Here is a 26,031-nt window from a genome sequence, read left to right as displayed (position 1 = left end):
CGGAGCGCGCATCCGAAGACCGCTTACAAGGCGGTTAAATCAGATGACGCAGCCCCGTCGCCAATTGAACGGCGCCAAAAATGCCGATGACGAGTGCAGACAATCGTCCGATTGTCTGCATGAACGAAGCCGGCATCTTTTTCCCTGCGGCGGCTGTTGCGCTGCTCAGGCAAAGCCACCAGGCGGCCGAGCCGACGAACACGCCGGCCACCATCGGCACCACGGTTTGCCAGCCGGTGCCGGCCGTGCCCGTACCGGCGCTGGAAAGCGGCCCGAGCGCGGCGAATACGCCGATGAACGACACGATCGTCATGGGGTTGGACAACGTCAATCCGAACGTCGTGAAGAAATCTCGCGCCAGCGACGTGCGCGGCGCGACGACCGTTGCCGCAGCCGGAGGCGCCGGGCGCTCGCGCACGATGGCGAAAGCGAGCCACATGAGGAATGCTCCACCGGCAATCTTGAGAAACGCGCTCAATCCGGGCAGCGCCGTCGCAATGCCCGCGATACCGAGCGCTCCGAGCAATCCGTAAAGCGTGTCGGCGCCGGCGGCGCCCAAACCTGTCGCGAAGCCGGAGCGAAAGCCGCGGCTCAGGCTTCGCTGGATGCAGAGCAGGCCGATCGGGCCGACCGGCGCCGCGATGGAAAAGCCGATCGTGACGGATTTGATGAATAGCATGGGCATCATCCCGCGATGGAAGGCGTGAGGAAGAGGGAAACCATCGTAGACGAGCGCTAGCCGCCGAAGAAGAGGACTTTTAAGGCAGAATGGACCGCTGACCTTAAAAACTTTATCGCCATGGACGACCTCGATTGGAAGCTCCTGTCGCTATTGCAGCGCAACGGGCGCATGACCTATACGGAATTGGCGCGCCAAGTCGGTTTATCCGTGCCGGCGGTCACGGAACGCGTGAAGCGCCTAGAGGAAGGCGGGGTGATAGAAGGCTATGCGGCGCGCGTCAATCCGGCTGCCGCGGGCTATTTGGTGACGACGCTGATCGCGATCACCGTGCCCCAACCGGCCAAATCGAAGTTTCTCAAGCTGCTGGAGACGATTCCCGAAGTGCTCGAGTGCCACCACGTGACCGGCGCGGACTCCTACATCATGCGGCTCGTCGCGGTCAGCATGGCGGATTTGGAGCGGTTGATCGGCAGAATCAATCTCTATGGCGAGACACGCACGTCGATCGTCATGTCCACCCCGCTGACCGAACGCCCGTTGGCACGGCCGCCCGTCGAGCCGAAGAAGGGGCGCTGAAGGCGCTTTCCTTACTTTTTCTTCATGAAAGGTTCAGTTGATCGCTGAAAAGGCGCGCTGGTAGTCTTTGCCGACATCGCAACGATGCCACTCACTAGGAGAAACGAATGAGATTTGCGCGCGTCCTTATCGGAGCCCTTCTGTCGGCGGTCAGCATCGGCGCATTGGCCGAAGTGAGTCATTTCGATCAGCAGACTTACGACGAGCTGCGTCGGGAAGGCAAGCCGGTGGTCGTTCACACGGATGCCACTTGGTGTCCCATCTGCAAAAAGCAGAAGGACCTACTGTCCTCGATCGAGCAGGAGCCGCGATTTCGGGACGTCACCGTGCTGGTTGTCGATGTCGATGCCGACAAAGACCTCATGCAATCGCTGCACTTGACGAAGCGCAGCGTCTTCATCGCCTATAAGGGCGACACGGAGGTCGGCCGCTCGATGGCGGATACCGACAAAGATTCGATCGAAGCCCTGTTCGCGAAGACACTTTAAAACCGGCTCGATTCGAATGGGAGCGTGCTGATGGCGTTCGGCTTCGCAACGTACGCGCTGGGCTACTTGTCCGGCGTGCTGTCCACACTGTCGCCCTGCGTATTGCCGCTACTGCCGATCGTCCTCGGGAGTGCGCTGGCATCGGGGCGATTCGGGGCACTGGCGCTGACGGGGGGCGTGATGCTCTCCTTCAGTGCGATTGGGCTCTTTCTGGCGACCGTCGGCGCCACGCTGGGATTGAACGAGGACGCGTTACGCTACGTTGCGGCACTACTGCTGGTTATTGCGGGTGGCGTCTTGATGGTGCCCGCGCTTCAGCATCGCTTCGCGCGCCTCGCCGGCGGCCTGTCGGGGCGTGGGGAGACCTTGCTTCGCCACTTCAATCTCGGGGGAAATGGCGGTCAATTCATTATCGGCACCACGCTGGGTGCGGTGTGGAGCCCTTGCATCGGGCCGACGCTCGGCGCGGCGCTCGCACTCGCCGCGCGGGGCAGGGATCTGAGCCACGTGGCGATGCTCATGGCGATCTACGGCCTCGGCGCGGGCACGCCCATGCTGCTGCTCGGCTCGGTTTCGCGCGCCGCGGCGGGCCGCTGGCGTGGGCGGCTCGGGTCGTTCGGCAAGGCGGGGAAATATGCGCTCGGCGGCATGCTATGTCTGCTCGGCGTGCTGACGTTGAGTGGATTCGACAAGACGCTCGAAGCCTTCGCGGTCGATCATTCGCCCGCCTGGATGATCGATTTGACGACTCGCATCTGAAGGCCGCAGACGCTTGAAAGTCGATGTACGCGCGTTGGGCGCATTCGATCGCGCGCTGTCCGGGTATGCTTGGGTTTTTGCGAAGGTCGATACGCTGGGTCACGGACAATGCGCATTCTGATTGTTGAAGACGAAACGAAGCTTGCCCAGGCTTTAAAGGAGAGCCTCGAGTACGAAGGGTTCGACGTGGATATCGCTCACACGGGCGAGGATGGGTTCTTCCTCGTGAACGAACGCCATTTCGATCTGATATTGCTCGATGTCATGTTGCCCGGGCGCGACGGGTTCGATGTTTTGTCGACGCTTAGAAAGCGCGACTTGCAAACCCCGGTCTTAATTCTCACCGCCAAGGACACCGTCGAAGATCGCGTTTCGGGCTTGGATCGCGGCGCCGACGATTATCTCGTCAAACCGTTCGCCGTTCCGGAGTTGCTGGCGCGCATCCGGGCGATGCTTAGGCGGGGGCGCGGGGAGCAGCGTGCGGTGGTGCTCAAAGCCGCCGATCTCGAGATGAACGTAGTCACCCGCGATGTCCTGCGCGGCGGGCAAGCGATCGATCTGACGGCAAAGGAATTCGAACTGCTCGAATACTTATTGCGGCGCCAGGGCACGGTCGTCACGCGCGAAATGCTGGCGCGCGACGTCTGGAACGTCTCGGTCAGAGCGGTGCCGCTGGACAATGTCATCGATGTCCATATGACACGGTTGCGCAAGAAGATCGACCAAGGCTTCGCGTACCCGGCCATTCATACGATCCGCGGCGTGGGGTTCATCTTGCGGGAGCCGAACCGATGAAAGCGTGGGCGGGCACGATACGCTGGCGCTTGACCTGTTGGTATTCGCTATCGATCGTACTGATCTATCTCTTGTTCGCGGGCTGCGTATTCCTGACGTTTCGATCCGGCTGCGTAGCGCAGTCGCGCGCGCGGTTGAACGGCGTATCGGCTCTGCTGACGAACGCGGTTTCGCAAGCGCCCGGCCGCTTGGCATCCGTCGAAGAAGCGTTGCCGGGGTGCCTCTTCTATGTTTCGGCGGCGGGCGGGCGCCTCGTCCATGCCAGCGCCGCATGGACGCGCACGGGAATGTCGGCCCCCGCGAATGTCGATGAAGGCGGGTACGCGTTTCGCGTGTCGCCATCGGGACGGCACTATGCGATACACGAGGCCTCGATCCGGATCGATGGGCGCGCGTGGCGGATCGGCGTGGCCGAGGACGATCAGCAAACCGTCGAGAATCTGCACCGGTTGCTATGGGTGCTGCTCGTCAGCGTGCCGGGGATGTTGCTCGTCAGCGTGCCCGGCGGCTACTTTCTGGCGGGACGGCTCCTTTCTCCCGTGGACGACATGGCACGCCAAGCCGAATCGATCACGGCGGACGGTCTTTCGCTGCGGCTTCCCGTCGGCCGGCGACGAGACGAACTCGACCGCCTGGCGCGGGTATTCAATGCCACCTTGGATCGGCTCGAGAGTGCCTTCGATAAGCTGCGTCGATTCACGGCCGATGCGTCCCATGAGTTGCGCACGCCATTGGCGGTGATTCGAAGCCAGGGAGAGAATGCGCTGAAAGGCGAAGCCAGCGCGGCATCCCACGAAGAAGCCATCGGCAGCATCTTGGAGGAAGCGCAGCGGATGACGCGGCTACTGGAGGGGCTGTTGACCTTGACACGTGCGGATTCGGAACGGCCCGCGTTGAATGTTCAGAACGTGAGGCTAGGCGAGGTGTCGTTGGGTGTAGTCGATTGCCTGCGCGTCTTGGCCGAAGAGAAGACGCAGCGGCTCGCATTTCGGGAGGAAGCCGAACTCGACGTATTGCTCGACCGTCCCACTTTCGAACAAGCATTGATCAACCTGGTCGGCAATGCGATTCAATACACGCAGCCGGGAGGGCAGATCGTCGTGCGCGTGCGGCGTGGCCCCGATCTGGCCGCGCTGGTGGAAGTGGAGGACGACGGGCCTGGTATTGCGGCCGAGCATCGCGACAGGATCTTCGAGCGCTTCTATCGGGTCGATCCAGCGCGTTCCAAAGCGACGGGCGGCTCCGGGCTCGGGTTGGCCATCGCGCGCTGGGCGATCGGGCTCAACGGCGGTACGGTGCAGTTCGAGGCCAAGCCAGGGGCAGGTAGCTTGTTTCGTATCGCATTGCCTGGTATGGGCGATAGCGTCGTGGCCCCGCTGCGATAGCCGTGCTTGGCGTTGCGTAAAGACGGGGCGACATGCGCGACGGATCGCTCAGACCCCGGCGCGCGAGGGGGCTAGTTTTCGACCGTCGTTGGTTGTCAGGCCACGGCCTTCGATTCGCCCGCGTCATATTCGACGCGATTTCGTCCTGACGTTTTGGCGCGGTAGAGCGCCGTATCCGCGCTCGCGAGCAGAGCGGACGGGTCAAGTTCGGCACGCGAAGCGCTCGAGGCCTGCCCGATCGACACGGTGACATGCCGCACGCTCGGTCCCGGCCCGGCCAATTCCATCTCGGCGACCGAACGCCGCAAGCGCTCCGCCGTCGCCATGGCGGTGAGGGCGTCGCATGCCGGAAGCACGATGACGAATTCCTCGCCGCCGTAGCGGGCGACGAAGTCTTCTGGATGCATTAACGCCTTGTCCAGCGTGTGCGCGATCCGACGAAGGCATTCGTCTCCGGCAAGGTGACCGAACGCATCGTTATAGGCCTTGAAGTGATCGACGTCCACCAACAAGAGGGCGAGCGGCAACGCGGACGTGCCAGCCTGCGCCCACTCGCGCGGATAACGCTCGTCGAAATAGGCGCGGTTGAATACGCCTGTGAGCCCGTCGCGCACGGAGAATTCCTTGAGCGAGCGGTGTGCCTCGGCGAGCTTCGAGTAAGTCCGGCTCGTTTCGTACATCAGCATGCCGAGGAGCGCGCTGGCCGATACCATCGACGCGATGCGGGCCGCGTACCATCCGAGGCTATAGCGCGCGCCGGCGCCGAGCATCAGCGCGATATCGGCGAGCCCGGCGAACAGCGCGACCGCGAGCCAGAGGTCCATCAGCGTGCGCAGTCTCGTGACGAACAGATGGGTCCCCAGCGCGGCGAAGCAAGTCGCCGTCACGGAGAGCATGACCGGGCTCAGTGCCAAGTGCCGATACGATCCGCCGCTGACAACCAGGTCCGGCAGCAGGTCGCGCGCTCGTGCGGCGTAGCGGCACAATGCCCCCGAGCCTACGATCGAGCTGCCGATCATGAGGAGTCCGTACGATCGCCGCTTGGCGGGATCGGTCCGCGGTCGGCCCCTGGCCGCCAGCGCGAGCGTGACCAGCACGGCGAATCCGCCGCGCCAAAGCAGCCAAATCCAAATGGCCGTTTGCCGCCCCGTACCGAGCGAGTGCGCGGCAAAAAACACACCGGGATAGAGGGCCAGGTGGAATGCGGCGGCCACGCTGACGAACGCGGATGAACTCGCCAAGGCAGCGAAATAGAAGCGCCCGGATGCCTGGTATTGCGTCCACAGCAAAAATGCTGTCAATCCCTCCGTCAGCACCACCGAGGTCGCGTAGATCGGCACGAACGCGGGCACGACGGCGAGCGGCACGGTGAGGTACGGCCATGCCGCCAGTGTGACGCAAAAGACGATAACGGCCGCGATCCCGACAGCCATCCGGTGGCTTCGGTGTGTGGGCACTTGGATCAGCGTGGCTTCCATTGTCCGGTCTTGCTGTGGGGACACCGTGGTCCATCGAGATTGAAATGGCGAAGCATCGCGGCCCCACGTGCCTCGTAATCTTTCAAAATGCTTTCGTTCGATTGCATCAGCCCCCGAGGCTCGCGGATCGGCGGCGCTCGATGCTGAAGATCGGAGTTCGCAGCGCAGGTGAACTCCCCTGTACAACGGCAGATGGAGGGAAATCTGAAGGGCGCGGGTGCGGCGCCGCGGCGAGAAGGGGACGAAACGAAAGGCGGTCGCACCTAGTCAGGACACTAGCGCGCACCGGCGTGCCGTCGGCGCCATCGGTGCTTGGCGCAGCGATGGCCGAGCGGCAGCGATGGGCAGCGATGGGCAGGCGCCGCGGCGACGATGGCTGCGACGCCCGCTGCGGCCGCGCTAAACGGTCAATGCAACTTGATCGACGGCTCGTTCCAGCCGCGCAACCAGTCGCCGATCGATCGAAGCAAGGTGCGCTTGGTGCCGTGCAAACCCAGCAGATGCTTGCGGTAAAGCACCTTATAGAGGCCCGATGCGGCCAAGCCGTCGACGATCAGCGAGCGGCGATGCACCCCGAGTTGCCGCTGAAAGAGCGCGCCGGCGTGGCCCAGAGAGACAACTGTGCCCGCGTCGTGGAACGTGAAACCGGCGATCGTCTTTCCGGCGAGGCGTCGTGCAAAGCTCGCGCTCAGATACACGGCTTGCTGGTGAGCCACCTGTGCACGCGGCGGCAGAACGCGGCTCGTACCGTCCGACGAGCAGGCGGCGCAATCGCCGAACGCGAAGATATGCGGGTCGTCCGGCGTTTGCAGCGTTTCCGTGACGATCACCTGGTTCGACGCGTTCAACCTCAGGTTGCCGATCTCGCGAAGAGCCGCGGGCCCGGCGACCCCGGCGGCCCAAATGGTGATGTCGCTGGCTAGCCGGTCGCCCGTCGCCGTCGCGATACTGTCGTGCGCGACCTGCGCGATACGCACGCCCGTCAGGACTTCGATGTGCAATTGCCCGAGTTGGGCGTGGGCGCGCGTCGCAAGCCGTTCGTCGAGCGCAGGCAGGATGCGCGCGCTCCCTTCGATGAGCCGGATGCGGACGTCGCGATCGGGAAGCAACGACTTGAAGCGATATGCGGCGAGCTGATTGCTCGCGTGCCGCAATGCGGCGGCCAATTCCACGCCGGTCGCGCCTGCTCCGATCACGTTGATGCAGATGGGCTGCACCGGTTGCTCTGGCCGCTGCTCCGCCAAATGGTTGGCCTTTGCGCAGGCAGCGAGAAACTTACGCCGAAAATCCTCGGCCTGTTCGACGTTTTCGAGCGGAAGCGCAAACTGCGATGCGCCGGGCACGCCGAAGAAATTCGTCACGCTTCCCACCGCGAGCACGAGATCGTCGTAGGGCAACACGCGCTGCGGCAAGATTTCGACGCCGTCCGCATCGAGCACGGCGCCGAGCGTGGCGAGCCGTTGGATCCGATCGACCTGTTGCAGTTCGCCTTGAACGAAATGAAAGCCGTACTGACGCGCCTGCGCCGCGTATTCGATGGTATCGGACGCCGGATCGCGATGGCCCGAGGCTGCCTCGTGCAGGAGCGGCTTCCAAAAATGCGTCGGGTAGCGATCGACTAGCACGACTTCGGCGAGTCCCTTTCGCCCGACTGTGCTGCCCAGGCGTGTGGCCAATTGCAGGCCGCCGGCGCCGCCGCCGACGATCACGATACGAGGCACGCACGTCGCGCGATCCGCCACGGGGGTGAAGAGTGCGTTGTTCATGGCAAGGCTCCACTCAGGATGCGATAGGGATGTCGGCTTTCGAGATTCGACGATATAGTCCTGGTTGGGTAAAGACAATTTAATGTTTATAGGCGACCTATATGTATTCACTTATAGGAAAGGCTGCGACGTTCCGCCAACTGAAGGCGCTCGATCAGGTGGCGAGGCTCGGTAGCGTGTCGCGGGCGGCGGAAGAACTCAATCTCACCCAGCCTGCGGTTTCGCTGCAGATCCGATTGCTCGAAGAGGCGGTGGGCGCGGCACTGCTACAACGGGTGGGACGCGGCGTGCAGTTGACCACAGCGGGGGAAATCGTCGGTCGTTATGCGCGGGAGATCTTGCATTTGTGGAGCGAAGCGGCCGACGAGGTCACGGCGCTCACGGGGGTGCTCGGCGGTACGTTGCGGATTGGGGCGATCACCACGGCGGAATATTTGATCCCGCCGTTGCTCGTCAAATTCACGGAGACGCGGCCTCAGGTCAAAACGTATTTCAAGGTGGGCAATCGAGAGGACATCGTTCGCATGCTCGCGGCGCACGAAATCGATTTGGCCGTCATGGGTAGTCCTCCCAAAGAGTTGCGCACGCACGCGGTCGAATTCGCGAAGCATCCGATGGTGTTCGTTGCCGCGCCTGGGCACGCGTTGATGCGACGCAAGCGGGTGGCGTTGAAGGATATCGAAGCGGCGCACCTACTCGTGCGCGAGCGCGGCGCAGGGACTCGGACGACCGTCGAGAATCTGTTCAAAGCCTCGGGCCTGAAGTTCCATTTGGGATCCGAGCTGTCGAGCAACGAAGCGATCAAGCAGATGGCCGAAGCGGGCCTCGGCATCGCGTTTCTTTCTTTACACGCTTGCGCGCTCGAATTGCAGGCGGGGCTGTTGGGGCCGCTACCGTTTCCCGGCAATCCGATCGAACGGGAATGGTACGTCGTCACGCTGGCGGATCGCCGCATCTCGCAGGTAACGGGGCTGTTTCGAGACTTCTTGATTAAACAGGGCGCGCCCGTGATCGACGATTTGATCTCGAGATCGACGCGGCGGGCGCGCAAGTGAATGAGAGCGGGACGCGACTAGCCGCGGCAGTCGCCGCGACTAAGTCCGTTATCCCAAAGCGAACTCCGCGGGCCCCAACTGCGGGTCGCCGTGATAGATCTCTGTGCCGAGCTTCGACGTCACCACCAACTCAATGCAGTCTCCCTGCGCGAACCGCAAGAAGAAGCGCTCCATCATCTGTGTGAATGTGTGGAGTGGGTGGCCCGCGAACGCGGTTGCGTCTATCGTCAAAGCAACCTGAATCCCAGGCACCAAAATCGGCATCGGAATGGCCGCGATGTTGATGACGCGCTTGATGGAACGCGCGTTGAGCCGTGTCATACCGGCGATATATCGACTCGAATCCGGCGAGCCTGTTTTTGCAATCTGATGGAGCAACGCTTGCAGCGCGGGGAGGCCGGAAGGCGAGAGTGCCGTATGGTTAGGCGATAGGGCGGATAGCAGCCGCCAGAGCGCGCGGTCCTCGACTGGCGGTTGACTGTTCGCGGACGGGTTCACCAGCATCCGAATCGGTCCGCTTAGATTCAATTCCTCGCTATGAAGATCGCCGGCGGGTGCGCCGATCTCGATCATGGTCGGCGCTTGGCCGTTCGTGCACGTGAGCTTGATGGCAAGCTTGGACGCGTCGGGCACTACAGGTCGTTCGTCGAGATCGACGAGCCGAATCTCGGTGCCGCGCCCGATTTCCCAGCTATTCATTTCCTGTAGCCAGAACACGCCTGCGGGCGACCAATGTTGCAACGACTTGTGCGCGGGTATCTCGGCGCCGGGCGTGCCGCCTTCGGCGCCACGCATCATGCGCACGGAGGTGATCGAATGAATGACGGAGGCCGCGCCGTCGCCGCTAGGTGGGGTGACGGGGTACGTCTGCGCGTCCGCCGAAACATCGACGGGCGTCGCATCGGCGTCGAAGAGGTTGATGACGGGCGTGCAACACAGCTGCAAATGTTGCGCGTTCAACTGGGTGAAACGCTGTATCGTCGATGCATCCGCCGCTTTCGCCGCGATCGGGAAATGCAACGCAAGTTTGTTGCAAGCACCGGCCGTGCGTAACAGTGCGGCGAAATCGATGTCGACGAATCGAAACTTATGCGGAAAGGCGGCGTACTCGAGCAGCAATCGTAGCGCTGGCTGTTGGGCGTGGCTCGGCTCTTCGACGATCACTTCGTCATCGGCGAAACCGACTGCAGACGTTGGGTTGGTTTCGAGCGCCTGCCAGCGGCGGCTACCGTTTGCTTCAACGAATGCTGTCAGCGGATGCAATAGCAGGGCATCGATGAGCGCCGCCGCGAGAAACCGATCGCCGTGCAAATAAACGCGTAGCGTCTGCGGCAGGAGGTCATTCCCGGACGCCAGCACTTGATCCGGTGCGGCAAATTCGATGGAAACGATGCCGACCATATCGCTCGGCAATGCTCCGGCAGGCAAAACGGGGGCAACGGTCGGCTGTGAGAACTGCGCGCGCGTAATGCTGAGCGGGGAGAGCGTCACATCCCACGCTGTCTTGAATCGGCACAGCGACGGGCGGTGCTCCAATTCGGTGCCTCTCGGCGTTGAGACCGCGCTGGTGAGACCGTCGAACATCCCTGCAACATCGAATTGGGCGATGGAGCAAGATGGAATCGTCCTCAAATAGGCGGGAAAAACCGTTTCAATTACCGCATCGGTGAACTCGGGATAGTGATCGTCGATGCGCATCGCGGCCCTCGCATTGAGCAGGGCCGCGCGTTGAAGCATGCGCTCGACATGAGGATCGTCGGTTTGTCCCCCGGACATCGATAGCCGGGCCGCCGCCGCTGGGTGTTGTTGCTCGAATCGCAGCATGTCTCGGCGCAGTTGATTGAGTTCGCGCTCGAAATACGGTAGCAACGATTCGAAGTCGTCCATGGAGTAGCCTTGTATCAAGTATCGGTTCGGCGGCCGAATTGTAATTGGCGCTACGGTTTGTTCGGCATGCATTTTGGCAGCGCGGGCCGAAATATACGCGGAGTACGGGCTGGAGGCAATGCATTGCCGATGGCGGCCGAGTGAATCTCATTGTGCGAGTGGCGAGGTAAAAATTTCATTTTGTCATGCGTTGGTGGTGATTTTAGGTAATTGTTGCTTGCGTGGGGTGGTATCGTTTTCGTGCCGTCTAATCGATTTACGCGCCGACCGTTTGCAATTAGAATCGCGGGCTCAAAAGCGGGAGCATCCGCAAACAAGAACCAATGGGCCAGAAGTCTTTCATGTTCAAATCCATCAGCGCAATCGTCATCGGCATCGGCTTACTCGTTGGCGCAGCGGGGAGTGCACAGTCGACTCGGGAATTCTTGCGTGCATCGAGTATTGCGCCGGGGCGGGTCGTTCGGCTCAATGCCGGCGGATACCATCCGCAAATCGAGTTCGTCACGAATGCAGGCGAGCGTATCTCCTATCCCCAAGGTGGTCTTGTCTCGAGAATGAAAGAGGGCGAAGCGGTAACCGTCCGATATCTGGCAGACGATCCCAGTCATAGTGCGACGGTCGATGCGTTTGCAGCGATTTGGGATACGCCGCTCGTCCTCGGGTTTATGGGTGGCGTTGCAGTCCTGTGCGGCGTGCTGAATTTGCCGCGGCGCAACAGGCAAGCCGGTTGAGGAGTGCCGCCGAATGTCGTGGTTGAGAAAAAGCGGCTGGAAGTATTCCACCGGGGCCGGTGGCGGGGCGAGCATCGAATTTGTGATGGCAACCGGTGGCGACATTATTTTGACCGCTCCGAACGAGCGAGCGCAGAGCTTTTACTACGGGGGCGTAGGCGTAGGGTTTGGTGTGGGACTGAAGCTGCCTCGCATCAGGTTGCCCAGGTTCACGATTCCCGAGATCAAGGTGCCGAAGGTCGCTGGCCGCAATGTTGGCGGCGCTGGTTCGACGTTCGACTTTCCGAGCGGCGGTGCGGTCTTTATGACGAGTGCGTTTCGAGGCGACGAGTTGACTCGTTCGGATCTTCAGGGCGCGACGGTTTATCTCGATGGATCTGCCGGCGTAGTCGTGAGCCAGGCGGGTACGGTCATGCTGCTCGGGATCAATTCAGCCAAGCTCGCATTCGGGCTCACCAGCCCGTCTCGGATTTGGATGGCTGAAGAGGCCATCTTTCAAGCACCGGCGCTGCTGTTTATGCACGGTCGGTCGGCGGGATTGCAGGCCGGCTTCGGCGCTGGCGTCTTGATCGGGTACATGCATTGACCCAGTCTCGCCCTGCGTGATCGGTTTTGGCGTGCTTTGCATTGCTTCGATGGCAGCGGCAGCCGCTTTCGCGAATGTGAAGGCAATAGATGCCCGCACATATCGTGCGTGGCAAGTTTGATGTGACGTATCGACAAATCTGCTATGGATATCCTCGGTTCATCGACCTTTCTGCGGCTTCAGAATAAACGTCTTATCGGTGCCAAGACTCCGATGACCGGCCGTTCGGAACTGGTTCCAATCGATTTTCACTGTGCCGAAGGGTTGTCGCTGGTCTACGAAATCGATGTTCGATTTGCATCGCAGGACGCCAATATCGAATTGAAGCAGATGATTGGCCAGCCGGTTACGCTTAGTCTCGAGTTGACAACCGCGTGGGCGAGTTCGGAAAGGCGGCATTTTCACGGCTACGTCACGAACTTTTCGCATCTGGATACCGACGGTGGGCTCACGGTCTATCGCGCGACGCTGCGGCCGTGGCTATGGATGCTCTCGCGGCGGCAAGACCAGCGGATATTCCAGGAAGAGACGGCACAAAGCATTCTTTCGGAGGTGTTTCGGGCATACGGCGCGCTTGCATCGTTCGAGTTTAGGCTGTCGAAGCCGACGCCCAATCGCAGTTACTGCACCCAGTACCGAGAAACGGATCTGACCTTTGCGCTGCGCTTGATGGAGGAAGAAGGGCTGTTCTTCTATTTCGAGCACACGAAGACGGGCCACAAGCTCGTCGTGACCGACAGCTCGACCACAGCGAAACCGATCGGCGGGCTGAGTGCATCGCTGCTGTATTCGCAGGACGAAATTCTGGACGACGTTGATGTCGTCACCGCGTTCCACGGTTCGCGGCACTTGGAGTCGAATGTCTCGGCGATCAAGACGGTCGACTACAAGGTGCCTGCTGCACGCCGCTCGGCCGTGCAGCGGGCATCGATCGAGCAAGGCGATGTGCCGTCCTACGAAATCTACGACTACCTCGGCTCGCACGCGTACCCGGCGGGCGATCGCGGCAACGAACTGGCGCGTTTCCGGGCCGAGGCGCTGGCCGCGGGCAGCAAGATTTTCTCGGGCGTGACGACCAGCCGCAGGCTGATGCCGAGGCATTACTTCGAACTCGAGGGCCACTACGACCACACGAGTACGAACCCCGAGGACAACCAGTTCATGGTGGTGACGGCCACCCACCGCGCGCAGAACAACTATCAGGCGGGGGATGGGGCGGCGGCGTACAGCTGCAGCTTCACGTGCATCCGCAAAAAGATTCCCTACCGTCCGCCGCTGACCATCGAGCGCCCGGTGATCGCGGGACCCCAGACGGTGACGATCGTCGGCCCCAAGGGCGAGGAGATCTATACCGATGCGCTAGGCCGGGTGAAGGGCCAATTCCACTGGGATCGCCTCGGTCAAATGGATCATCGCAGCTCGTGTTGGATGCGTGTGGGACAGCAGTGGGCCGGCAAGGGCTTCGGCATGATCCAAATTCCTCGGATCGGAGAAGAGGGCGTCGTGCTGTTTTTGGACGGGAACCCGGACCGCCCGCTGATTATTTCCCGTGTCTATAACGCGGTGAACGTTCCACCGTGGTCGCTGCCGGCGAACGCGACGCAAAGCGGCATTCTCACGCGTTCGAGCAAGGGCGCTACTTCCGCCAACGCGAATGCGCTGCGGTTCGAAGACAAGAAGGGGCAAGAGGAGATCTGGCTGCACGCCGAGAAGGATCAGCGCATCGAGGTCGAGCATGACGAATCGCATACCGTGGGTCACGACCGCAGCAAGTCGGTCGGGCGGGACGAGACCGGGCATGTGGGGCGTCATTGGAAGCTGAGCACCGATGGCTATAAGCAGGAGACGGTGAAGCTGGCTTCCGTGAGCAGCGTGGGGCTCGGCGCCATGTTCAATGTTGGCATGGCGTACAACGTCAATGTCGGCGGATTGTATCTGCGCAATGTCGGCTTGCAGATGGCGAGCACGGTGGGGACTAGTCGAACGGACCGCGTGGTACAGGACTGGACTGCGCATGTGGGCCATTCGTACACCGTGACGGTACGAGGCAAAGCGGTAGGCGATGCGGTCAGTGCCGATCAGGCGAACCCGATCGAGCCGTCGCCGGACTTCGCCCCGCAGTTGCCGGCGCCGGTGTCGAGCCCGGAGAGCAACCAGATTCGGATTACGGATCAAGGGCAGGCGAGCTTGTCGGGTTCGAAGACTGCGCAGTTGATTGGCCCTGGTGGGACGGTCACGATCGATGCCTCAGGCATTCACTTGAAGGGCACGGCGATTTACTTAGAAGGGCCGGTGACGCAAAGCAGCGGCTCGGCGAAATCGTTGGCGCCGGTAACCGAGGCTGACTGTGCCATTTGTAAGGCGATGTCGGCCCACCCCGTGGACATTGCAACTGGTCAGAAACTGCTCGAGCATGACGACTTCGTGCTGCCGGGGCGGCTGCCGATTCGGTGGAATCGCCGGTACCGTAGCGCCGATCAGCGGGCCGGTAGCCTCGGCGCGGCCTGGAAGCTCCAATACGCGACCGAGGTGCGGCTGGAAACGGCGCCAGACGGTGCGGGCAAGCTCGTCTATATCGATTTCGATGGCCGCCGCTTGAACTTTCCCCTACTCGAGGTCGGGCAGGAACACTTTCATCCGCTGGAAAAGTACACGCTTGTTCGGCTCGACGATCGCGACGGGCATGCGGTTTACGCTGTGCGTTTCTCCGATGGTGCCGTTGAAACGTACGAACCGCATCCGGTCATTCCCAACCAGTGGCAACTGTGCCGGCTGGAGACGCGAGACCGGCAATCGCTCTCGTTCGCCTACACGCAGAGCGGCAGCCTCCAAGCAATACGGAACAACGTGTACAACGTGGGGTGCCGACACGACGATCAAGGTCGCGTGACCGAAGTCCATCTGTTGGACGAGCAGGGCGATTCGAAAACGAAGCTCGCGGCCTACGAATACGACGACCACGGCGATCTGATTAAAGCAGTCGATCAGGGTGGCGGTGTTTGGCGATACGCTTACCACAACCATCTACTGACAAGCTACGAGACGCCTGCCGGTGCCACGTTCGTGTCCGAGTGGGACGGCGATGCACCGTCCGCACGCTGCGTGCGCACATACGGTTTTACGCGAGACGAAGCCGGCAAGCCGATGGTCACCCGCGAAACACGGTTCGAGTACGCGCCGGCTACGCAAAGCACGAGGGTTACGGATGCCATGGGCAACGTGACCGCGTATCGCCATAACGGGCTGTGGATGATCGACCAGATCGTTCACCCGGATGGCAGTATCGAAATCACCGAATTCGACGACAAGGGCAACGTCTCGGCACGCGTCGATGCGTTGGGCCGAAGGACGCAAACCGTTAGCGACGAGCGTGGTAATCCGGTTGCGGTTCGAGACGCGGCTGGATACTTGACGCGCATCGAGTACAACGAACAGAACTTGCCCATCCGCATCACCGATCCGGCGGGCCAGATCTGGCAGCGCGAATACGATGCCGAGGGGCATCTTGTCAAAGAAATCGACCCGCTCGGAAACACGAAGTCGACCGAATTCGATAAGGGGCTGCCGGTTGCGCATACCGATGCGTTGGGTAACGTGACTCACATGCAGTGGAACGATGCGGGTTTGCTCGTAGCGCGCACGGACTGCTCGGGGTTCACCACGCAGTATGGCTACGACGATCTAGGGCGTCCGGTCAGCCAAACGAATGCGCTCGGGCAGACAAGCAAGACGAAGCTGAATGCGGCGGGGCAGCCTACGGTGATCGAACCGGCTGGCTTGGGGCAGTGGAAGATTGCGTACGATGACGCGGGGCGACCCGTTTCCCATATCGATCCGTTGGGCCGCATCCAACGAGTGGCGTGGGATGCGTATGGCCGGCCGCTGATCGCGACCGACGCAGTTGGCGGTACTCATCGATTCGAATACGACGATCAGGGGAGGTTGACCGTACTGATCAACCCGAAAGGGGAGCGGAGCAGCTTCGCTTACGATATGCGCGGGCGTATCGCGGCACAGGTAGGCTTCGATGGCCGACGCCAGCAGTTCCGATACAACGGCGCCGACGAACTTGTCGAGCGCATCGACTTTGGGCGCGACGGGCAACTCAGTACGACTTTGCTCTATGACAACCGCGGGCATCTGATCGAGCGTCGTGGCAGTGATGGCGTGCGGACGACGTTTGCATTCGACGAGAGGGGGCTTCCGACACAGGCACGGCACGAGCCGGAAGCGGGCGAGGCCTCGCAGATCACCTATGAGTACGATGCCGCTGGGCGCCGGACCGCAGAGATTCAGTCGCACCACGGGCGTGTCTGGCGGCTGCAACACCGGCTCGACGCGGCGGGAAATCGCAGTGAATTGTATGTTCCCGGTACCGGCAAATTGGCTTGGCAGCGTTACGGCAGCGGCCATGTTCACGATGTCTTGCTCGACGGTGTGTCGCTGGCGAGTTTTGAGCGCGACGCGCTACATCGTGCGGTCCTTGCTACGCAGGGAACGGTCGCACAGCTTCTTGCATATACAGAGGCGGGGCGTATCGCGTCCCAACGCCTTCAAGATCTGGACGAACGCGGCGGACCGCGCGCGGAGCCGCGCCCGTGGCGTACGTGGGACTATGACCGGGCGGGGCAACTAGTGAGCCTGAAGGATGCGTGGCGCGGCGAAAAGCACTACAGCTACGACCCACTTGCAAGGCTCATTCATGTTATGCGGCCTAGCGGCGGCGAAGCCGTCGCGGACGTAACGAGTGAAACGTATCGCTACGACCCAGCGGGTAACCTGCTTGCTCGCATAGTGGGGGATCGCCTATCCGAGTCGGCCCTAGCGCGAAGCGAGTCGCACGCCGTTGGCGACAGATTGATACAGTTCATCGATGCGGACGCCGAAGTTGCGGTTCTGCATGGATTTGACTACGACGGGCACGGCAATCGAACCGAGCAAACCGCACAAGCAAGCTCAAACGTGCTTGTCTCGAAGCCGTCAGGCATGCTCGACAAGTTGCTATCGCGGCAAGCGGCTGCCGAGGCGAAGACAACTGCATCGGCGAACCAACTGATGCGCTATCGATATGACGCTGCGCATCGGCTCGTAAGCGTCGAGCAAAGCGACGGCGCACGCACCGAATATCGATACGACGCGCTCGGGCGACGAATCGCCAAGGTTCACACGGTGACCGGTGAGCTACCACGCTTGACGTTGTTCGTTTGGGACGGCGACTGGATGCTGCAAGAAGTGCATGCGGGCGCGGCGGTGCGAACGGATGTCGTTGTGACCTTTGTTGCGCATCCGGATCATCAGGGGCCGCTTAGCCGAATCTCGGGCGGGCGGCGCTATCACTACCTGAACGATCATCTTGGTACGCCACAGGAACTAGTGGACGACGCGCGGAGGGTCGTATGGGCCGCGGACTTCGATGGTTACGGTGAAGCTAGGCGAGAGTTTGTCGCAGAAGTCGACAATCCGCTTCGGTTTCCCGGGCAGTATCATGATCGCGAATCGCGGTTGCACTACAACCGGCACCGGTACTACGATCCAAAAGTCGGGCGCTACATCAGCAAGGATCCGATTGGGCTCGCCGGCGGGTTAAACCCGTATGCATATGCGAAACAAGATCCGATAAACCGGTTCGATCCACTTGGCCTGGTTGACATAGGAAAGGACATCCCCGGAGCAACGGGAGAAACGTCTATTCATGCTAATCCCGGTCCTAATGTGACGGATTATCGAGCTGAACATGGCCCCGACCATATTCATCTTGGAAAGAACGACGGCCCCAGGGTAAGCACCGAGACATGGAAGCCGTTTTCTTCAGCGGATGCAGCTCGCATGAGTAACGCACAAACGAGATTTTGCAAGAAACTCTCCGATGAAGCTAAAATTATTCTGACGAAAAGGCAGCGTGAGATTTTCAGTTTCGGGAAGTTGCTTGGATCATTTGGTGATTTTTTTGTGATCCATGATTCGGTAAAAGGAGCTGCGAAGGCGCTGTGTCAATCGGGTGACGTGGACGCGTGCGCCATCTTCCGGACGATGGGCGGAGAAGTCGAAGGTCCAGAGGTGTGAGGGGATAGGTCGATGAATAAAGTGGAATTTCTTAAGCTCATGATGTTTCCCGCTGAATGGGAGATCTTTGGGATGTATCCCGATGAACTCTTTTTGGGGCAGCTTTCTCTTTACTCGCCTGGGGACGAACAGGGGGCTGAACATGATAGAAATGGAGCATTTCATTGGTGGTTAAAAAGGCAGCCTTCTAAGGAGGAGCTAATTAAATTGGTGAGGCTAACCTTTTTAGATCCTGATCCATTGATGGCGCAAGATGTTAGGACGTATATCGCCAAAGCAATCAATTATGACAAGGATGTGCACGAAACTCTTATGAGGCTAACCAATGAACATCCTCAGTAGAGGACGACGGCTGAATTTGACGCAGGCATCGATGGGCGGTCTCACCAGTCAAGGGTATCGAGTGCGACGCGCTGCACAAGGAGACTCAGCGCACCGCTGGCAGCACCACGAAGGACGTGGCCGGCCGCCGTAGCGCGCATGGCTGGTGGCGGACGTGGGGCTCGATACGCCTCCCGCGCCTCCGGATACGACGAGCGGAGGCACTGGAGTGGGCAGGAAGTTGATAACTACGTGGATGGAGCTAGTGCGGGAGTATCTGCCTATTATGGTGTTGGGGGAGCGTATGCCTTTAATTCGACGGGGTCTTCTGCTGAATTTGGTTTAGGAACGCCGGGGGTGGTTTTCCAACCTGTTGAGTACATGCATCGGCTATTCACTGGATTGCCTGGGTGGAGTAAATGAAATTTAAACATAAGGTACTTTATGTGGTATCCGCTGTAATTTGTCTTTTGATTCTTTTTGTTGGACGGGAGAATTTCGTAAAGTCTCTCTTTGGTGTGTCAAAAAACAAAGTTGCTGTTTCGACGCTTCAGATGGAATTTGCGAAGATAAAGATACGCGATGGAGATGTTTGGAGTTCGTTGCCGCAATCGTTCGATAAGAGTTCGATCGATGCTGTAAGTGGTCATCTCCAGTCGCACGCCAGCTTGGATGATATTTTTAATTACTACAGGAAAGCCTTGCCCCCGCTGGGTTGGGTCGAGGCTGGTGTTAAGGATAGAAATGGCGAGCGGACCGTCAAATTCTGCAAGAATGCGATGAGCTTGAACATCGTTGCTTCCCGTGATGCTGCTGGGATTGACTACTATCTTGGGGTGGCATGGGCGGCGTCAAAGGGACTTGATGCGTATTGTCCGCACAGCAATGAGTGAATTTTGGAGAATGTTTATTGCGCTCGTTTTTGAAATTTCGGTGCGAAGCGGTAGGCTCTGGTGGATGGACTGCTGTGTCGCATTGTTACTCTTTGGCTTCATTGGGGTTCGTTGGGGATGTTCATCCGCTTTTGCGTAATTTGCCTGCCTAGGCGGAGTGTGGGATGAAAAATAAACATAAGCTGCTCTATGTGGCATCCGCGATTCTTTCTATCTCGATATTGTTGATTGGTCGAGAGCGGGTGGTCCGTTTTTTTGTAGGTATTCCGACACAAAAAGTTGGTTTGGCAGTTATTAAAAATGAATTTGAAAAAATTAAGATTCGTGATGATGATCGTTGGATAGAATCTCCATCTGCATTTGATAAGAATTCGATAGATGGAGTGAGTGGAAATCTCCGCTCCAACGCCGCGCCGGCTGAGATCATTAGCTACTATCGAAGCGTCGCGCGTGGTCTAGGTTGGATTGAGGTTGATTCGCGGAAAGGGGGGGATGGTCAGTCTGTCAAATTCTGTAAGAACGGAGTGAGTTTGTTTGTCGATGCATCTAATAACGGATCGACTACAAGCTACTATTTGGGTGCCGTGTGGACGGAATACTCTGCGCTAGAATCCTATTGCCCGCCGGATAAATGAATTGCGGTTCGAGTTTCGATTCTATTTTGACGGGGGAGGGCGCGCGGAAGCGCGTCGGGACGGATGTCGACAACGCGTTGAGGGCGCAAGTGCAGGGGAATCCGAATACTATAGGGTTGGTTGGACGAATGCCTGGAACTCGAAATCCTCAAGGGAGATGTATATTGCGGAGCCTGGCCTGACATTTCAAGTCTGTCGAATATGTGAATTTTGTCTGAAATTGATTAACATATGATGTTTGCATATAAAACTAGCCCGCGCGACGTTATTCGCAGTCGGAGGGTGTCTCTGCTATGAAACCTATCGTTCGCAAGGGTGATTCGACGGATCACTGTGGTACCGTGCTCGAAGGCTTTGGCCACGCGAGCCTAGACGGTAGGCCCGCAGCCGGTGTTGGCCACAAGGTTTCATGCCCCAAGTGCGGGGGCTCCTATGCGATCGTCCGAGGCTCGAGCCAATACGCGATTGATGGCCGAGCCTCGCTCTCGATGGCATGAAGACGGCTTGTGGAGCATCGCTGATTGCGAGCCAGCAAGGGTTTCTCGCAAACGAATGAATTGGCTCAGCCGTTGGGCGATAGCGGGAAGGTCGATCTCCGCCGCTTTTCTCGCTGCTGCGGAAAACGCGGCTGGCAGAAATCGAGCGGCTTTGCGACCGTCATATCACCAGCCTGACGCTGCTCAGGCCGGGTCGGCTGACGCTGCGACTTTCCGGCAACGAGCGAAAGGCCCAGAAGTTCGGCGGCCGCAACACCCTCTTCTTCGAATTTTGAGCTAGAACCTTGATGAAAATTTCTCACCAATCCGACGCTGTCGGCCCGGCCATGTCTTTCGACGGATACGTCGTGCGTCGGCTGGAGGACGGCATATACGGACAAGTGAGCAAGGCAACGACCGACGACGCTGTGCCGCGCTGCTATCTAAGGGGATTCGACGCATTGCTAGACACCCTGGCGCTGTTCGGGCAAACGGGCGAAACGCACCAAGCCACCCCTGTATCGAGTCTCGAACGGGAATTCTTGGTCGACGGCGTCACCCAAAAGCCGATCGTGGTGCACCTGGGTTGGCGCGCCAAGGGTTATCGGGTCCTGCAACGGCCGGGCGGACGGCTCGCCGGAGTCGGGCACCTGCAACCCGCCCGACCGGAAGCGCGCGACATCGCCATCGAGGCCCAAGCGCTGATGACGATGCAGGGATTGTTCGAATCCGCGGGTATCTACGCTTGGCGCGAAGAATATCTCGTCATCGAACCGCGCAGCAAGGTGCGCATGCTGAGCGATGCACTCAAGGCGCTGTGCGACGCGGATTCGGATATCAGAGCGGATGTAGACGACTACGATCAGATTGCGGTGTTCGATTCAGAAGCTTGCGAATGGCACTTTGTGCCCCGCGACTCTTTTCTTTCGCCGTTGGAAGGTTTGCTTCGCTTCCGATGAGGCCTGCCAAGGCTAAACGGTTCTGTGATACACCGCCGTCTCCCGGCGGGAACGATTGTTCAACGTTGTCAGATCGATCATGCAGAGCAATGCATTGACCCGTATGAAGCATGGGGCGAAAAATGGCTGCCAGGGCGGCATGACGAAAAAATTACGGGATGGAAGAATAGCCTTCAGAATTTGAAGGATGAGCATAATAGGAAATGTGCACAATGTCCTCAAAAGACCAGTTGAAGTCAGTCTTCGAAAAATATAAGGGCCACCCCGAATTTTTGGGTCTGGAAATATCTGATCCGAATCAACGGGGGGCTGTGGACGATACCCTCTTGCATCTAGCTGCTCGTGTTGGCGCTGTCGACGATATGAAAATCTTGGTCGATGCGGGGGCCGATGTGAATGCTGCGGGAGATTTGGGTAACACGCCGCTACATCAGGCTGCCATGATGGGCCAGGTTGACGCGGCAAAATTTCTTTTGAAGATCGGCGCGAAAAGAACCACGCGGAACGAGTTCGAGCAGACTCCGTTAGACGTTGCTCGATTGGGCGAGCAGGCAGCGATTGTTCGCCTTTTTGACAAAGGGCGTCTGCGGTAAACTGCTGTTCGAGAAGCTGACGCTGAAGGTGAAGTCGACACGGCATCTGAATGAAATTGGTTTTCTGATTCATTTTGTTGATCGAGGCGTTTGTACTATGAAAGCTATAGTTCGAAACGGTGACGGCACAGACCATGGTGGCACCGTACTAGACGGGTTTGCTTCTTCAAATCTGGGAGGGAGATCAGCGGCCGGTATGGGCCACATGGTCGCGTGTCCCAAATGCGGTGGGGCATTCCCGATCATTCAGGGTTCGAGCCAGTACGCGATAGATGGTCGCGCCGTGGCTCTGGATGGCATGAAGACAGCGTGTGGGGCATCGCTGATTGCGAGCCAGCAGGGATTTCTCGCAAGCGAATGAGTACGCCCCAGCCGCTTGGAGGGCCGTACGCGCTTCCACTCCCTTTGCGATCATCTTGGTACCCCGCAGGAGTTGCTCGACGAGAATCGCAACGTCGTCTGGGCGGCCGACTTCGACGCCTATGGGCAAATGCAGCACCAATTTGCCGACAAAATCGACAATCCGATTCGCTTCCCGGGGCAGTACCGCGACAAAGAATCGGGGCTGTACTACAACCGGCATCGATACTACGATCGGCCTGAAAGCGGGGGCGAACTTCTATTCTTACGTCCACGGCAATCCGATTGGGCGCACGGATGCGTTGGGTCTTGACGATAGCGCGTGTTTGGCGGATCCGTCGCTTTGTGGGATGAGTGCGCCGGGCGCTTCGGATTTTTACCATCTCGCCGTTAGTTCATCAATAGGAACTGCTGATGTCATTTATACGCGAAACGGTAGCCTGTTTATAGGATATGGGGTTGCTCATGGCGCGCCCTCATCGGTAGTGGGGCCTTGGTTGCCGAATGCTGATGGAACGAAGAAGACATTCTTTCAAAAATTCGGAATATCGCTAACTGCGGGAACGCTTTGTGCGAAAAAACATACCCCTCAGGACGTCGACGATTTCGTGTCTGGCGCCAGTGCCGGGGTGTCTGCTTTCTTTGGTCCTGGCCTAGTGGGTATCGGAGGCGCATACTCATTTAATTCATCGGGTAGTGCGATTGAGGCTGGCTTTGGTACGCCGGGGTTTGCGTTTCAGCCGGTTGATTACATGGCCAGGGTATTTAAAAACTTGCCGGGGTGGTGAAGTGAATAAAAAGAAAAGATTTCTTTATGTGGCATCTGCGTTGCTTTCTATTATTCTGTTTTTGGTTGGTACGGATCGTATTACGCGTTTCGTTGAGGGTGTTCCTGCTCAAAAATTCGGTGTTTCGGGTCTTCAGGAGAATTTGAAGGGGATAACGATTCATGAGGGAGATCGATGGGTCGATGGACCAACGTCATTTGATAAAAATTCTCTTGTGGTCTTGAGGGGTTACCTTCACTCTCAATTGAATCCGTCGCAGACAATTGAATTTTACAAGAAAAGCGCCCCTCGTTCGGGTTGGGAGGAGGCAGACATAGAGGCATCGGTTGGCTATAAGGCGCTTAAGTTCTGTCGAGGTGGAGTGAGTTTGATCATTGAGTCTCGTGATGCAGATCGCGGAGATTATTATTTTAGACTCGCGTGGACGTCGGATAAAACTTCTGATTCATACTGCCCCAAGCCGAATGTGAATCATTCTGATAACCGTGACACAAAGAAGTAGGCGTTCAATCGATAAATTCGCGAGGCGGATTGCTATGTAATATGGAGGCTGGGCTCTCCGGGATGCGGGCGATTGAGGATGATCAAGTCAAGTTCATCTGGTTGATTAATTGATAGATGTTGTTGATGGCTGAAATTTGATAAATTGCAAGACATCCTGGATATGTGTGTGGCTGTGAATTTGAATGCGATTGTGTCGATGATGTTGAGTGACAAACCCTTTCGAAAAGAGGTGGCGGTTTTGTCGTGGATGTGGACCGCGTTCATCGGTGTGATGTGGGTTGTTGGAGTTGTGATGTATTTCCTTTGATGTTTTATGTGAGTTTTGTTTGGATTTGCTCGGTATATGGTCTTTGCATACAAAATTATCCTGCGCGACGTTATTCGCTGTCGGAGAATGTCTCAGCTATGAAACCAATCGTTCGCAAGGGTGATTCGACGGATCACGGCGGTACCGTGCTCGAAGGCTTTGGCCACGCGAGCCTCGACGGTAGGCCCGCAGCCGGTGTTGGCCATAAGGTTTCATGCCCCAAGTGTGGCGGCTCCCATGCGATCGTCCAAGGCTCGAACCAGTACGGCCTCCGCGGGAACCGTTGATATTGCGACTATGCGCCTAAAACGGGCGCCTGATTGAATAAAAGGAAACGCATCGACGATGCAGCTAAGCGAGAACCACAAACGGTGTGGGACGGCGACTGGATGTTGCAGGAGTTGCATGCGGGCACAACCGCTCGCGACGATGCCGTCGTGACCTACATCCCGCACCCGGATCATCGCGGACCTCTTGCTCGCTTGGAGGGGCGTACGCGCTGCCACTACCTTTGCGATCATCTGGGCACGCCGCAGGAGTTGCTTGACGAGAATCGCAATGTTGTATGGGCAGCTGACTTCGACGCATATGGGCAAATGCAGCACCAGTTTGCTGACAAAATCGACAATCCGATCCGTTTCCCGGGGCAGTACCGTGATAAAGAATCTGGGCTGTACTACAACCGGCATCGATACTACGATCCACAGATAGGGCGCTACGTGAACCAGGACCCGATCGGGTTGCTCGCGGGGGCAAATAAGTACGCCTACGCGGACAACGGGCCAACTGCGGCCGTGGATCCGTTTGGGCTCGCAACAGTAGCTGCTGGCGCGGAACTTGGGGCAGCGGCGGGAACAGCGGTGTTTCCCGGGGTCGGCACGGTTATTGGAGGCGTCGTCGGGGCGCTTGCGGGTGTCGGTGCCATTGTTTGGATGGCAAGTTCGATGACGACCGATAGCTCCGGAAGCAAAGTGAGCCCGATCGCGGACACAATGCAAGCGCCAGGGAATTGTGCGCCCGGTGAGCATCGACGACTTCAAGATGAAGTCGACCGCGCGTGCAAGGGGGAAAAACGGTCTTGCCGAGCCAATATGGATCAGACAACGATACTCGTAATGCGTCAGCGTAACGTTGAATGTGCGCAAGCGCGCGATTTGATAAACAAAAAATGCTTTGCCGGCGGAGATGCGACTCATCGTAATGAGGCGATCAAAGCATGGGAGAGCGTTGCAAAATGTGATGGATTGCTAAAATGATCATTGACTTCTCTGTGTTTTCAAACGTGAAATTCCCGGCTAATGAAGCGATTAGTACGGGGGGGGGGATTGAGTCGCGTGGGGTTGAAACGTTTTTCAGAGATAGGGCGAGGTTCGATGTGACGTTGCGGGAGCTGAACGAAGACTATCCGCACGATCCGTCTGCATGCTTGGGCTTCATGTTGCCAGCGGCATTCGCTTTCTTTCTTCCGTTGTTTATGAAAATTTCTATTGTCGATTTTGATGATGCTGATGTGATATCGGATACTGTCGTCTACAGGTTGCGTGATATGGGGATGGGGAAGGCCGAGGATAACTTGCGATCGATTATGCACAGTTACACGCATGCACAGATGCAAGTAGTGTTGGATTTTTTATCTGAAATGAGTGAGATTGAGTGGAAGTTCCACAATCCAGATGTCGCGTTGATTGCGCATGGTTGTCTTCGGGATAAATTTAAACTGAAGAATAGAATGTAGCAAAATAGAAAAGAGAGTTGGTGTTGAATTTTAATATATGGGATTATCTTGCGGTCGACGGGGGTTTGGTTTTTATTTAGACGTATCATGCATCAGCATAGAGTGGGGAGCGGTGGAAATCGTGCCATTGTTTAGTGTGGGCTGGGGTTGCGGTGTTTGATAATTTATTTAAATTATACAAAATATTGGCAATGTTTTTGACTGTTGCG

Annotated in this window: 26 protein-coding genes; 22 read left to right on the top strand and 4 right to left on the bottom strand. The window is 58.4% G+C overall.

Going from position 1 to position 26,031, the window contains the following annotated elements; genetic code table 11:
• Nucleotides 1-34: 34 nt before the first annotated feature.
• Nucleotides 35-679, bottom strand: coding sequence for a LysE family translocator (locus tag ACTHN9_RS22055; RefSeq protein WP_440538905.1), 645 nt, complete (start codon nt 677-679; stop codon nt 35-37).
• 120 nt (nt 680-799) lie between these two features.
• Between ACTHN9_RS22055 and ACTHN9_RS22050 the strand changes: the two genes are divergently transcribed.
• From ACTHN9_RS22050 to ACTHN9_RS22030, 5 genes are all read left to right on the top strand, one after another.
• Nucleotides 800-1,258 carry an Lrp/AsnC family transcriptional regulator gene (locus ACTHN9_RS22050; protein WP_440538904.1) on the top strand — a complete coding sequence of 153 codons (459 nt, stop codon included), beginning with the start codon at nt 800-802 and terminating at the stop codon, nt 1,256-1,258.
• A gap of 107 nt (nt 1,259-1,365) precedes the next feature.
• Nucleotides 1,366-1,746, top strand: coding sequence for a thioredoxin domain-containing protein (locus tag ACTHN9_RS22045; protein ID WP_440538903.1), 381 nt, complete (start codon nt 1,366-1,368; stop codon nt 1,744-1,746).
• Nucleotides 1,747-1,776: 30 nt separating this feature from the next.
• Nucleotides 1,777-2,505 (top strand): cytochrome c biogenesis CcdA family protein, encoded by a 729-nt coding sequence (locus ACTHN9_RS22040; RefSeq protein ID WP_440538902.1) that lies wholly within the window; start codon nt 1,777-1,779, stop codon nt 2,503-2,505.
• A gap of 108 nt (nt 2,506-2,613) precedes the next feature.
• Nucleotides 2,614-3,300 (top strand): response regulator transcription factor, encoded by a 687-nt coding sequence (locus ACTHN9_RS22035; RefSeq protein WP_440538901.1) that lies wholly within the window; start codon nt 2,614-2,616, stop codon nt 3,298-3,300.
• Entirely contained in the window at nt 3,297-4,685 is a 1,389-nt protein-coding gene (locus tag ACTHN9_RS22030) for a sensor histidine kinase (RefSeq protein ID WP_440538900.1), read from the top strand. The genes ACTHN9_RS22035 and ACTHN9_RS22030 overlap by 4 nt, the downstream gene beginning before the upstream one ends.
• Nucleotides 4,686-4,780: 95 nt before the next feature.
• On the opposite strand, the gene ACTHN9_RS22025 is transcribed toward ACTHN9_RS22030, so the two are convergent.
• A complete protein-coding gene (locus tag ACTHN9_RS22025) occupies nt 4,781-6,187 on the bottom strand; it encodes a sensor domain-containing diguanylate cyclase (RefSeq protein WP_440538899.1) in 1,407 nt (468 codons plus the stop codon).
• A gap of 383 nt (nt 6,188-6,570) precedes the next feature.
• The gene (locus ACTHN9_RS22020) at nt 6,571-7,929 is read right to left on the bottom strand and encodes an NAD(P)/FAD-dependent oxidoreductase (RefSeq protein WP_440538898.1); all 1,359 of its coding nucleotides are present in this window, start codon (nt 7,927-7,929) and stop codon (nt 6,571-6,573) included.
• A 101-nt stretch (nt 7,930-8,030) separates the two neighbouring features.
• Here ACTHN9_RS22020 and ACTHN9_RS22015 point away from each other — a divergent pair, with 101 nt between their 5' ends.
• The gene (locus ACTHN9_RS22015; protein WP_440538897.1) at nt 8,031-8,984 is read left to right on the top strand and encodes a LysR family transcriptional regulator; all 954 of its coding nucleotides are present in this window, start codon (nt 8,031-8,033) and stop codon (nt 8,982-8,984) included.
• A gap of 48 nt (nt 8,985-9,032) precedes the next feature.
• Here the strand turns inward: ACTHN9_RS22015 and tssF are convergent, their stop codons facing one another.
• Nucleotides 9,033-10,871 (bottom strand): type VI secretion system baseplate subunit TssF, encoded by a 1,839-nt coding sequence (tssF, locus tag ACTHN9_RS22010; RefSeq protein WP_440538896.1) that lies wholly within the window; start codon nt 10,869-10,871, stop codon nt 9,033-9,035.
• 341 nt (nt 10,872-11,212) lie between these two features.
• Here tssF and ACTHN9_RS22005 point away from each other — a divergent pair, with 341 nt between their 5' ends.
• The 16 genes from ACTHN9_RS22005 (at nt 11,213) to ACTHN9_RS21930 (ending at nt 25,822) form a co-directional block, all read left to right on the top strand.
• On the top strand, nt 11,213-11,602 hold the full coding sequence (locus ACTHN9_RS22005) for a DUF3592 domain-containing protein (RefSeq protein WP_440538895.1): 390 nt from the start codon (nt 11,213-11,215) through the stop codon (nt 11,600-11,602).
• 13 nt (nt 11,603-11,615) lie between these two features.
• Nucleotides 11,616-12,188: a hypothetical protein gene (locus tag ACTHN9_RS22000; protein WP_440538894.1), complete on the top strand. Its 573-nt coding sequence runs from the start codon at nt 11,616-11,618 to the stop codon at nt 12,186-12,188.
• Between the two features lie 213 nt (nt 12,189-12,401).
• Nucleotides 12,402-18,251 carry a type VI secretion system tip protein TssI/VgrG gene (gene tssI, locus ACTHN9_RS21995; protein WP_440538893.1) on the top strand — a complete coding sequence of 1,950 codons (5,850 nt, stop codon included), beginning with the start codon at nt 12,402-12,404 and terminating at the stop codon, nt 18,249-18,251.
• A gap of 12 nt (nt 18,252-18,263) precedes the next feature.
• Nucleotides 18,264-18,593 carry a hypothetical protein gene (locus ACTHN9_RS21990; RefSeq protein WP_440538892.1) on the top strand — a complete coding sequence of 110 codons (330 nt, stop codon included), beginning with the start codon at nt 18,264-18,266 and terminating at the stop codon, nt 18,591-18,593.
• A gap of 398 nt (nt 18,594-18,991) precedes the next feature.
• Nucleotides 18,992-19,465 (top strand): hypothetical protein, encoded by a 474-nt coding sequence (locus tag ACTHN9_RS21985; RefSeq protein ID WP_440538891.1) that lies wholly within the window; start codon nt 18,992-18,994, stop codon nt 19,463-19,465.
• A 164-nt stretch (nt 19,466-19,629) separates the two neighbouring features.
• Nucleotides 19,630-20,100 carry a hypothetical protein gene (locus ACTHN9_RS21980; RefSeq protein WP_440538890.1) on the top strand — a complete coding sequence of 157 codons (471 nt, stop codon included), beginning with the start codon at nt 19,630-19,632 and terminating at the stop codon, nt 20,098-20,100.
• A gap of 293 nt (nt 20,101-20,393) precedes the next feature.
• Nucleotides 20,394-20,597 (top strand): PAAR domain-containing protein, encoded by a 204-nt coding sequence (locus tag ACTHN9_RS21975; RefSeq protein WP_440538889.1) that lies wholly within the window; start codon nt 20,394-20,396, stop codon nt 20,595-20,597.
• 521 nt (nt 20,598-21,118) lie between these two features.
• Nucleotides 21,119-21,535: a hypothetical protein gene (locus tag ACTHN9_RS21970; RefSeq protein ID WP_440538888.1), complete on the top strand. Its 417-nt coding sequence runs from the start codon at nt 21,119-21,121 to the stop codon at nt 21,533-21,535.
• Nucleotides 21,536-21,747: 212 nt separating this feature from the next.
• Complete coding sequence (locus tag ACTHN9_RS21965; protein WP_440538887.1) at nt 21,748-22,128, top strand: ankyrin repeat domain-containing protein; 381 nt, start codon at nt 21,748-21,750, stop codon at nt 22,126-22,128.
• Complete coding sequence (locus ACTHN9_RS21960; RefSeq protein ID WP_440538886.1) at nt 22,094-22,489, top strand: PAAR domain-containing protein; 396 nt, start codon at nt 22,094-22,096, stop codon at nt 22,487-22,489. Before ACTHN9_RS21965 ends, ACTHN9_RS21960 begins: the two co-directional genes overlap by 35 nt.
• Nucleotides 22,490-22,504: 15 nt before the next feature.
• Nucleotides 22,505-22,801, top strand: a complete 297-nt coding sequence (locus ACTHN9_RS21955) for an RHS repeat domain-containing protein (protein ID WP_440538885.1) — start codon at nt 22,505-22,507, stop codon at nt 22,799-22,801.
• Nucleotides 22,802-22,814: 13 nt separating this feature from the next.
• Nucleotides 22,815-23,276, top strand: coding sequence for a hypothetical protein (locus ACTHN9_RS21950; RefSeq protein WP_440538884.1), 462 nt, complete (start codon nt 22,815-22,817; stop codon nt 23,274-23,276).
• 1 nt (nt 23,277) lies between these two features.
• Complete coding sequence (locus tag ACTHN9_RS21945; RefSeq protein WP_440538883.1) at nt 23,278-23,778, top strand: hypothetical protein; 501 nt, start codon at nt 23,278-23,280, stop codon at nt 23,776-23,778.
• 308 nt (nt 23,779-24,086) lie between these two features.
• Nucleotides 24,087-24,374 carry a PAAR domain-containing protein gene (locus ACTHN9_RS21940; protein ID WP_440539046.1) on the top strand — a complete coding sequence of 96 codons (288 nt, stop codon included), beginning with the start codon at nt 24,087-24,089 and terminating at the stop codon, nt 24,372-24,374.
• Between the two features lie 33 nt (nt 24,375-24,407).
• A complete protein-coding gene (locus ACTHN9_RS21935) occupies nt 24,408-25,343 on the top strand; it encodes an RHS repeat-associated core domain-containing protein (protein WP_440538882.1) in 936 nt (311 codons plus the stop codon).
• On the top strand, nt 25,340-25,822 hold the full coding sequence (locus ACTHN9_RS21930) for a DUF6714 family protein (RefSeq protein ID WP_440538881.1): 483 nt from the start codon (nt 25,340-25,342) through the stop codon (nt 25,820-25,822). The genes ACTHN9_RS21935 and ACTHN9_RS21930 overlap by 4 nt, the downstream gene beginning before the upstream one ends.
• The last annotated feature ends 209 nt before the right edge of the window (nt 25,823-26,031 follow it).

Source organism: Trinickia sp., from assembly GCF_051953405.1.
In the GTDB taxonomy this organism is placed as follows: domain Bacteria; phylum Pseudomonadota; class Gammaproteobacteria; order Burkholderiales; family Burkholderiaceae; genus Trinickia.
Note: the sequence above shows the minus strand (reverse complement) of the source record. Positions and strands in the feature narration are given on the sequence as shown.